We start from the raw sequence: 9,464 nt of genomic DNA, 5'->3' as shown, positions 1-9,464 counted from the left end.
GTCCCGTGAGGAGGCGCCTGCCCGACCATCGTGAGGTGGACCTGCCGCCCTCTCTCGACCAGGGCCTGCGCGACCGCGATGGCGAAGTCCCCGCGCTTGCGCTGCCAGTCCGCGCCGATCCATGCGAGCCGGCAGACGTCTGTCGCGCGTGCGGCGAGTGCCGGCGCAGGGTCGAACCCGCCCCGTGGGAGCAGGCCGGCTCCGAAGGGAAGCTCGACGACCCTGCTCTCGGGAGCACCGAGGACCTCGATCGCCGAGCGGGCGGCCCAGGACGATGCGTAGCCCGCCACCGTCACGCGGGACAGGATCTCGCGCTCCATGGCGAAGAGGCGGCGGCGACGCGCAGCGGACAGGCGTCGGTACTCGGCGTAGGTCTCGACGAGGTTCGCGATCGTGGCGTCCTGCCAGACCCCGACGGGCAGGGTGGTGCGAAGCGCGGCGAGCGGAAGCATCGACGTCGAGATCACGGCATCGACACGCGACTCGCTCAGCCGCCGGTTCGCCGCCCGACCCATCGCCCGGATGCTGCCGCGGTCGAGGTCGTAGCGGTAGTGGCGGCCGATCCGCTGGGCCGCCGTGAACGCCAGGTGTCGCCCGCGGGCGAAGGGGACGCGCAGCGGGCTGACGTCGGTCACGTCGACCCCCATCGCGGTCAACGTCGATCGGATCTGCCACGGGATCCCGGACCACACGCCGGGGTCGCGCGCATCACCGACGGAGATGAGGGCGACCCGCGTGATCACCCTGCGGAGAGCCTGCGGTAGAGGGCGGTCAGCGCTTCGGCATGGGCCGGCGGGGCGAGCCACTCCTCGACGCGTGCCTGCTGCTCGCGGGGGACGCGTGCCCGCAGCCGCAGGCTCGACTCGATCGCACGGCCGAGCCCGGCGATGTCCCCGTCGGCGACGGACGTGACGCCGTGTTCCGGTCGTGCCCAGTCGGCGGCACCGCCGCTGTCGTAGGCCACGACCGGCGTCCCGGAGAGCACGGCCTCCGGCCCGACCATCCCGAAGGTCTCCGGCCACAGCGACGGCACGACGACCACCGCCGCGCGGCCCATCTCAGCGTGCAGGGCGTGTGCGGGCAGCGCACCGAGGAAGCGGACCCTGCTCGAGATCTCCAGCGCGCTCGCGAGCTGCTCCAGGTGGGCGCGCTGCGGCCCCTCGCCGGCGATGTGCAACACGTGTGGCGCCGTGATCGTCGCGGACGCCCGCAGCAGGTGGTGCGCGCCCTTCAGGGTGGTCAGGCGACCGGCGGTGAGCACGACCGGTGCGTCCGTGGGGGGCGGCACGGGGCCGGCGGAGGGCCGCGCGATCGGCGGCGCGAGCACGACGACGCGATCCTCGAGCAGTCCGTCTGCGACCAGCATGCGTCGCTGCCACTCGCTCGGCGCGATGACCGCGGAGCAGCGTCGGAGCGCGCGGAGCATCCACTTCGCGTACCCGGCGCCGAGCGCGAACCGGGCCAGGTCGTACTCGACGTCGTCGGAGCGGGTGGCGCAGCCTTCGGAGCGGTAGCCCTGGGTGAAGCACCGGGCCCCGATGCGCCGCTCGCACGCCCGCTCCTGCGCGTACCGGAAGCGCGCTCCGTTCGGGCAGACCGGGAGGTGGGTGGTCACGACGGTCGGGTGCCGTCGCGCGACGTCCGAGACGAGGGACGCGTGCAGGCCGAGGTGCACGTGGACGACCCCTGCTGCCGTCTCGTCGACATGTCCACGGAGGGCGCGGCGCGCGCTGGGCCGGGGGTGCGGCGCGAAGATCTCGGCGGCGAAGCGGCTGTCGTCGAACCGCCCGGTGACCGCATCCGTCACCCCCTCCTCACCGTGCAGGAGCACGGCCTCCCAACCGCGGTCGCGCAGCGCGGCGGCTTCGGCGAGCATCGACGTCTGGGAGCCGCCCAGGTCGCCGGGCCGCTCGTGCACGAAGAGCACGCGCTGGGATCCCACGTCAGTCCCTGAACGGCTCGTGTCGCGCTGCGCTCTGCAGGATCGCCTCGAGACGGTCCACGATCCTCGGGACGTCGAGCTCACGCCGCGCGATCGTCCACGCGCCCCGCCGCAGCCCGTCCGGCTCACGGGTCGCCTCGTCCAGCAGGTCGCGGACCGCCGCCTCGAGGCTCGATGCATCACCGTCGGCGAACACCCGCCCGCCGCCATCGTCGATGATCTCGCTCGGCCCGACCGCCGAGCTGGCGATGACCGGCAGACCGCAGGCCAGCGCCTCGCCCGTGGCGATGGAGCCTGGTTCGAACCTGCTCGGCACCAGCAGCGCGGTTGCTCGCGCCATGTGCTCCATGACCTGCGGCTGGGGCATCTCACCCGCGTAGCGGGCGACACGAGGATTGAGGTCGTCGAGGAGCCCGGTGTAGTTCGACCACAGGGTGTAGCCGCCGATCAGCACGAGCTCGACCTCGTCGCGGAGGTCGTCGAGCCGATGGCTCAGGTCGACGACGAGCTCGACCCCCTTGCGGGACGACATCCGCGACACGAAGAGCAGCATCTGCCTGCCGGACGGCGGCGGTGCGTCGGGTGGTGCCTCCGGCGTCGGCGTCGGGTGCCGGAGCACGACGCCGGGCGCGGTGGCCGCGTACCGATCGCGCAGCTCGGCGACGAACGTCCGCGAGGGGCCGACGATCAGGCTCGGGCGTGCGGCGTGTCGGTGCTGGAGCCGTGCCCGCAGGCGAAGGATCAGGTCGACGGCCAACCACCGCGGAAACGACTCGGTCTTCCGGGCGAGCGCTCGCTCGGCGGCGTGCCAGTACGCCTCGGACGCAACGATCGTGCACGGATGGACGACCAGCGGCAGGCGCGCGTCGCGCCCGCGGAAGAACGACTCGAACTGCGACATCTGGAAGACGACGTCGTACGGCTCCCGGGCGTGGCGCTCGAGCACGTCCGCGGCCAGCCGGCGCTGGATCACGAGGCGCGACAGGCTCGACGAGACGAAGGCGCGGAAGGTCCCTCGGCTGTACCAGCGGTCCCACTGCCAGCGGGTGTCGCGTCCGACGATGCTGACGTTGGGCAGACCCTCGATCCCGGGAGCGGTGCAGCGACCTCCGCGGGTCTCCGCGAACACGTCGATGCGGTGGCCGCGGGCCGCTAGGCCCTCGAGCATGAGGTACGCGATGCCCGCGACGCCTCCGGCCTCGCTGGACCCGGGCTCACCCGTCCACGCGATGCGCAGCGGCTCAGGCATCGAGCTCGACGGTCATCCGGAGCGCGTGGGCGAACCACGGAGGGCTCGGGAGGCTCTGCTCCCGGTCGGAGACCTGGGCCAGCGCGTACCGCCAGCTGTCGGGCCTGCGGGTGAGCATCAGCACCAGCATCACGTTCGCGAGCAGCGGTGAGACGGGACCTCCCAGCCGCAGGTCGACCGTGGTCGTGCGCCCCTGGAGCAGTGCATCGACCTCGCTGCGGGTCAGCGGCACGTGGCCGATGTCCGCAGCCGTCTTCGGTGACCCCCCGCGGCGGCTGCGATAGGCGGCGTACAGCCGTGGCATCGATCGCTTGAAGTCGAGGGGATCGAGGCGGGAGAACGGGCCCCGGTGGGGACAGGTCACGATGAGCCTCCCGCCGGGGGCCAGGACCCGGAGCGCTTCGTTCACCACGCCGACCTTGTTCGCGTTCCCGACGTGCTCGAGGACCTCGGAGAGGACGGCGACCTCGAACGAGGAGTCCTCGAACGGCAGCCGACCCCCGTCGATGACCTCGAACTGCGCCGCGGGCACCGCGGCGCGGGCTATGGCGATGAGCTCCCCGTCGGTGTCCACCCCGACGCGGCGATCCACGCCCGGAAGACTGTTCAGGACCGATCCGGTGCCACAGCCGATGTCGATCACCGATCGGGTACCCGCACGGACCATGCGTACGCAGTACGCCTCGCGGGTCTCAAGCTTCACGACGGCGCAGACTACCGGGGGGATCCTGCGCCGCGGCGACGGTCCGGGTCCAGCGCGTGCCGCCAGGGACGACCGTGCCGGCGGGGACATCGGCGCTCACGAAGGCGTTGGCTCCGATGTTCGCGCCACGCCCGATCGTGACGGGTCCCACGACGACCGCGCCGGGGAACACCATGACGTCCTCCTCCAGCGTGGGCCACCCGCCGCGATCGACGCCGAGCGTGACGTTGTGATGGAGCTTCACGTTGTGGGCGGTGCGCGTTCCGCCACCGAGCACGATGCCGAGTGCGTGGGCCACCAGCAGGCCGGGGGCGATGCTGGCGCCGCGCTCGACGTCGGTGCTGAACCGTCGCAACAGCCGACGTCGTGCGATCAGGGAGATGACCTTCGGCCCGGTGGACGCCATCCGCATGAGCAGCAGGGCCTCGGTCGAAGGCTGCAGCCAGAACGCCGCCAGGGCCATGCGCCTGCTGCGGTGGCGGTGGTAGGTCCGATGGAAGAGCTGGAAGTCGCTGCGCAGTCCCCGGAGCATCAGCGTCACGGGCGCATACTAGTTCGCGGCGGACCGAGGCACGCCGCCGCACGCAGCCTCCGAACATCGTGCTCGATCCGTCAAACTGCCGCGATGCGTCCTGCCCGCCCCGGACCGCCTTGCGGCACGATCGACGGGGCGCCGACGCCGATCTTCGGGCAGCCCTCGCCGCGCGTCATGTGGGCCCTCATCGCGGTCGCCGCGGTCGCGCTGCTCGCGGTCCTCGTAGGGCATGAACTCGGGCCTCTCACCGAGGACGTCGAGTGGCATCAGCTGTGGGCCGCGCAGGTGCTCGCCGGTGACTCGCCGGAGTTCGACCAGGGGTCCACCCCGCATCCGCTGGTGCTCGCGTTGGCGACGCTGGCTGCCGTCCCCGGGTCCGACGGATTCGCCGACGCGGCCATGAGCGCGGTGGCGCTGGGCGGTCTGGTGGGCGTCGCGCTGGCGTGCTTCGGCCTTGCTCTCTGGGCCAGTGACTCCGTGGGTCTCGCGCTGGCGGCTGGTGTCGCGGTGGCGTTGCGGCCGTTCATCGTCGCGACCGCAGCGATCGGCTACTTCGACCTCCTGTACGCCGCCCTGGTGCTCTTCGCCGTGCTCGCGGCGGTGCGGGGTCGGGCGCGAGCGGCGCTCGTCCTGCTGGCGCTGGCGGGTCTGGTCCGTCCCGACGCGTGGATCCTCTCGCTCGTCCTCCTTGCGCTCCTGTGGCGTGCCGGACGGTTGCGCGGGCGGCGCGAGGTCGCCGCGGCGGGTCTCCTCGTCGTGGCGGCGCCGATCGTGTGGACGCTGATGGACGTGGCGGTCACCGGCGAGCTCGGCTACTCGTTCACGCACACGCGCGACCTGGCGGTCGCGCTGGAGCGGCAGCGTGGCCCGATCGACGCGCTCGTCTACGGCCCGCTCCGACTCGCGCAGGCGATGAACGTCGAGCTCGCTGCGCTGGCGATGGCCGGTCTCCTGGCCTGCGTCGCCGCCGGCCGGCTGAGAGGCACCGACCGGTGGCTCGCGGTGGGGGCCGTCGCGGTGGCTGGAGCATCCGTGGTGGCGAACGCGTTCGGTACGTCGATCCTCCAGCGGTACATGATCCCGGGCGCGGCGATGCTGGTCGTGCTCGGAGCGGTGGCGGTCTACCGGTGCATCGCGACCCCGGGATGGCCCCGCCCGCTGGGCGTGGCGGTCGTCGTCCTGGCGCTGCTCGCCGTCGGCGTACGGGTCGCGGAGCTCCCAGAGGAGCGCGACGCATCGAGTCGCGCCCGAGCGGCGACGGCCGAGATCGAGACGGCTGCGCGGGTCGCCGCGAGGACGTGCGACGCGTTGACCGTTCCCCGGGCGGCCATGCGGGCGCGAGTCGCCCGCGCGGCCGGGATGCCCGCGGCCGCCGTCCGGGTCTCGAAGGGCGCACGCGGCGGCTGCTCGATCGTCGGGTAGCGTCGGCCGGGGGGCGGGCGCGGTCGTTCAGACCCCGCGCCGGCGCGCGACGATCCCCGCGGTGCGCAGCAGCAGCTTCGTGTCGTTCCACAGCGACCAGTTGGCCGCGTAGAGGTAGTCGAGCTTGAGCATCTCGCTCATCGACACGCGCCGGTCCGCGCCGAGGATCTGCCACGGGCCGGTCATCCCGGGGGTGAGCTCCAGCCGCCGCCGGTCCAGTCCGGTGATGCGCTCGTCCTCGTCGATGACGAGCGGGCGGGGGCCGACCAGACTCATGTCGCCACGCAGGACGTTCCACAGCTGCGGGAGCTCGTCGAGGTGCAGCTTGCGCAGGATCCGCCCGACCCGGGTGACGCGCGGGTCGTCGCTGATCTTGAACATCCCGTCATCGACCTCGTTGCGGTCCGCGAGCGTGGAGCGCAGCTGATCGGCACCGTCGACCATGGTGCGGAACTTGATGATCCAGAAGCGCCGTCCGGCATGGCCGACGCGCTGCTGCCGGAAGAAGACCGGTCCGGGCGTGTCGCGTTTGATGGCCAGCGCGACGATCGCGATCGTCGGGAGGACGACGAAGCCGATGGCCATGGCGGCGAGCAGGTCGAAGGCCCGCTTGATCGTTCGCGCCGAGCGCGTCAGTCCGAACCGGCGGACGCCCAGCAGCGTGACGCCGAACACGTCGTCGAACTCGACCTGCGACCCGACGACGTCCAGCACGCCGGGGAGGATGCTGACGCGCACGCCGGCCGCCTTGGAGGCGCGGACGAGCTCCGGGGTCCGTGCGGCCGCGGTCGGCACGATCACCACGCGGTCCACGTCGTGGGCCTTGACGATGCGCCGGAGGTCCTCGTGACTGGTGATCTGCTCCAAGGGGATCGCGCCGACGAACTCGACGTTGATCCTTCCCTCGGCGCGCTCGCGCAGGTCGTGTTCGGCGTCGCTGCCGCCGAGCACGAGGATGCGCTCGGCGGGCAGGATCCGTCCTGCCACGGCCCGGGCGACGAGGCGCCCGCCGATCGCCGCGGTGAGCAGCATCGCGAACAGCAGGAGCGTCTGGGTGTCGCCGACCTGGCCGATGCCGAGCTCCGTGTCGAACACGGAGACGACGAGCGCGGCCAGGGTGGCGTGCTGGAAGAGCTTGGGGATCTCCTCGACGGTGGTCTTGCGGACGAGGAGGTCGTCCCGGTCGTAGAGCCCGTGGAGCTTGCCGAGCAGCACGAGCAGCGGCACCGCGACCAGGACGCTCAGGAACGTGAGCCGGTCGTCGGTGCCCAGGGCGTTCAGCGACAGCTCGAGTGCGACGACGGCGGCGAGCACGTCGGACAGCAGCAGCGCGCGCCGGTACGTCGCCTCGCGGCGGAGCAGGCGCGGCGGGCAGGCGGCGTGCTGGTAGGCGCCCGGCAGCGTGACGGAGGGCAACGGGTGCGGCCGCTGCAGTCGGGTGATGCCGCCAGGGCCCCGAAACACCGACAGGCCGGGGTCGAGAGCTGGGGGGGTTCCTGCGGGACGCGTCCGTGCGTCACCGCGTGAAGCTGGACCAGGCATGAGCGGGCTGTGCCTCCTTTCGTCGCGCTCCGGAGCCGCACCCTCTCACACTCGCCGCGCTGCGCCAACCCCTGCGGCCCCTGGTATTCCAGCGGGTCCCCGCCCCGTGGGGGAAGGCGGCTAGTGCCCGCGGGCGCGCAGCACGAACGACAGCGTGCGCAGGATGATCTTCAGGTCGGACCACAGCGACCAGCCGGCCACGTAGAGGTAGTCCATCTTCACCATCTCGGGCAGCGGCAGCCGTTCCCCGCCGGTGACCTGCCAGGGGCCGGTCATGCCCGGGGTGAGCGCCAGGCGGCGACGGTCCAGACCGGTGACGCGGGCGTCCTCGTAGGTGACGAGGGGCCGCGGGCCGACGATCGACATCTCGCCGCGCAGCACGTTGAAGAGCTGCGGCAGCTCGTCCAGCGACGTCTTGCGGAGGATCCGCCCGACGCGGGTGACGCGCGGGTCGTCGCTGATCTTGAACAGCCCGCCCTCGGCCTCGTTGAGCTCGGCGAGCTCATCGCGCAGCGCGTCGGCCCCGTCGATCATCGTGCGGAACTTCAGGATCTCGAAGGAGCGCCCGTCGCGCCCGATCCGCTCCTGGCGGAACAGGACGGGCCCCTGACTGTCCAGGCGGATGAGCACCGCGATGATCGCCATCGGGATCGCGAGCACGATGGTCGCCAGGCCGGCGAACACCAGGTCGAACGCGCGCTTGGCGGTGTTGGAGGACCGGGTGAGTCCGAAGCGCTTGACGCCGAGCAGCGTCACTCCGGGCTGGTGGTCGAACACGACGGCGGAGGTGACGACCTCGAGCGGCCCGGGCATGACCGACACCCGCAGCCCCGTGGCCTTGGCGCCGCGGATCAGGTTGACGGCCGCCTCGTGCACCCCGGTGGTGTTGGGCGGGGCGATGATGAGCCGCTCGGCGTCGTGCTCGGCCGCGATGCGGCGCAGCGCCGCGAGGTCGTTGACCACGCGCTCGATCGGCACCGAGCCGGTCCACACGACCGCCGGGTTGTCGCTCGTGGCGTAGCGCATGCGCTTGAGGTCGTCGGCGTCCCCGACCACCATGCAGCGCTCGGGTGGGGCGAACCGTGCGGCGAGGTTGCGCGCCCAGACGCGGGACACCGGCATCGCCACGATCAGCACCGCCCACATGAGGACGATGTCGCCGCGGGACGGGTCGATCACGGTGAACGCCGGGCTGGAGAGCCAGAAGATCAGGGTGGCGAGCGTCGCGAGCTGCAGCAGCCGCGGGAACTCGTCGAGGGTCGAGCGCCGCAGGACGAGGTCGTCGTGGTCGTAGAGGCCCGCGCCCTTGCAGCAGACGATCAGCGCGGGGATGGCGAGCAGGATGAGGTTGCCGACCTGGTGGTCCCACAGCAGGATCGTGAGCGCGGCGAACATCGCCAGACCGTCGGCGGCGACGAGGAGCCGGCGGTAGATCGACTCACGGACGCGCGTGGTCTCGTGCGCATGCTCCAGAGGGTGCTCGGGAGCCGGGAGCACGGCGGGCGCAGTGCGCCGGTGCGGTACGAAATGCGGCAGGGTGCGGTAACGCGACCGCAAACGGCTGGTGCCGGGCGCAGCGACCCGGTCTGACAGGTGGTGCTCGCTCATCATCCCTCGGCTGGACTCGTGTCGCCGCCTCCCCGGTGACGACTCCCGATGTGCCAACCTTAGGGCTTGGCGGTCGTTCTGACTACCCCAAACTGGGGAAGTTCTCTGGACCACATGTCCAGCGTCGTCCCGCGGCGCGGTGTGGAGCCAGTATTCATCAGGGTGCGAGGGCGCTCGTGACCGTCGCGTGAAGCTGCGAGACGTCCAGGCCGCGCTGCAAGATCGCGTTCCCCCGAGCCGGCTGCAGCAGCGTGCTGAACCGCGTCGTGCCGGCGACGGCGGCCAGGTCGCCCGCCCGCTCGATGGCGGCGGCCACCCGCGGTGAGGTCTCGTCGCGTCGCAGGCGGGTCTCGTCGAGGCCGGGCACGGCGGCCACGAGCTCCGCTCGGAAGGTGTCGTCGATGATGCCGACGTAGCGCGCGGCGATGAACCCCGCGGCGGCCCAGAGCTTGCCCTGCAGTCC

Annotated in this window: 9 protein-coding genes; 1 reads left to right on the top strand and 8 read right to left on the bottom strand. The window is 72.2% G+C overall.

All coding sequences use genetic code 11. The features are described from left to right. The 5 genes from ABYE80_RS12130 to ABYE80_RS12110 all read right to left on the bottom strand — a co-directional run. On the bottom strand, nt 1-743 hold a 743-nt coding region (locus tag ABYE80_RS12130; RefSeq protein ID WP_372790542.1), incomplete at its 3' end, for a hypothetical protein. Further along, the gene (locus ABYE80_RS12125; protein ID WP_372790541.1) at nt 740-1,942 is read right to left on the bottom strand and encodes a glycosyltransferase family 4 protein; all 1,203 of its coding nucleotides are present in this window, start codon (nt 1,940-1,942) and stop codon (nt 740-742) included. The genes ABYE80_RS12130 and ABYE80_RS12125, both read right to left, overlap by 4 nt. A 1-nt stretch (nt 1,943) precedes the next feature. Next, complete coding sequence (locus ABYE80_RS12120; RefSeq protein WP_372790540.1) at nt 1,944-3,191, bottom strand: glycosyltransferase family 4 protein; 1,248 nt, start codon at nt 3,189-3,191, stop codon at nt 1,944-1,946. Then, complete coding sequence (locus ABYE80_RS12115) at nt 3,184-3,894, bottom strand: class I SAM-dependent methyltransferase (protein WP_372790539.1); 711 nt, start codon at nt 3,892-3,894, stop codon at nt 3,184-3,186. Before ABYE80_RS12115 ends, ABYE80_RS12120 begins: the two co-directional genes overlap by 8 nt. Continuing rightward, nucleotides 3,884-4,426: a serine O-acetyltransferase gene (locus ABYE80_RS12110; protein ID WP_372790543.1), complete on the bottom strand. Its 543-nt coding sequence runs from the start codon at nt 4,424-4,426 to the stop codon at nt 3,884-3,886. The genes ABYE80_RS12115 and ABYE80_RS12110 overlap by 11 nt, the downstream gene beginning before the upstream one ends. 93 nt (nt 4,427-4,519) lie before the next feature. Between ABYE80_RS12110 and ABYE80_RS12105 the strand changes: the two genes are divergently transcribed. Then, the gene (locus tag ABYE80_RS12105) at nt 4,520-5,851 is read left to right on the top strand and encodes a hypothetical protein (RefSeq protein WP_372790538.1); all 1,332 of its coding nucleotides are present in this window, start codon (nt 4,520-4,522) and stop codon (nt 5,849-5,851) included. Between the two features lie 27 nt (nt 5,852-5,878). On the opposite strand, the gene ABYE80_RS12100 is transcribed toward ABYE80_RS12105, so the two are convergent. The 3 genes from ABYE80_RS12100 to ABYE80_RS12090 form a co-directional block, all read right to left on the bottom strand. Further along, nucleotides 5,879-7,267, bottom strand: coding sequence for an exopolysaccharide biosynthesis polyprenyl glycosylphosphotransferase (locus ABYE80_RS12100; protein ID WP_372790537.1), 1,389 nt, complete (start codon nt 7,265-7,267; stop codon nt 5,879-5,881). Between the two features lie 246 nt (nt 7,268-7,513). Further along, nucleotides 7,514-8,890 carry an exopolysaccharide biosynthesis polyprenyl glycosylphosphotransferase gene (locus ABYE80_RS12095; protein WP_372790536.1) on the bottom strand — a complete coding sequence of 459 codons (1,377 nt, stop codon included), beginning with the start codon at nt 8,888-8,890 and terminating at the stop codon, nt 7,514-7,516. Nucleotides 8,891-9,158: 268 nt separating this feature from the next. After that, nucleotides 9,159-9,464: hypothetical protein (locus ABYE80_RS12090; protein ID WP_372790535.1), on the bottom strand; the 306-nt coding region annotated here is incomplete at its 5' end.

Source organism: Paraconexibacter sp. (assembly GCF_041602235.1).
GTDB lineage: Bacteria > Actinomycetota > Thermoleophilia > Solirubrobacterales > Solirubrobacteraceae > Paraconexibacter.
This window is presented reverse-complemented; position numbering and strand designations above follow the sequence as displayed.

Excerpts from the sequence above, each read along its gene's own strand:
- ABYE80_RS12120 (WP_372790540.1), bottom strand. The coding sequence starts at position 3,191 with ATGCCTGAGCCGCTGCGCATCGCGTGGACGGGTGAGCCCGGGTCCAGC.
- ABYE80_RS12110 (WP_372790543.1), bottom strand. The coding sequence starts at position 4,426 with ATGCTCCGGGGACTGCGCAGCGACTTCCAGCTCTTCCATCGGACCTAC.
- ABYE80_RS12105 (WP_372790538.1), top strand. The coding sequence starts at position 4,520 with ATGCGTCCTGCCCGCCCCGGACCGCCTTGCGGCACGATCGACGGGGCG.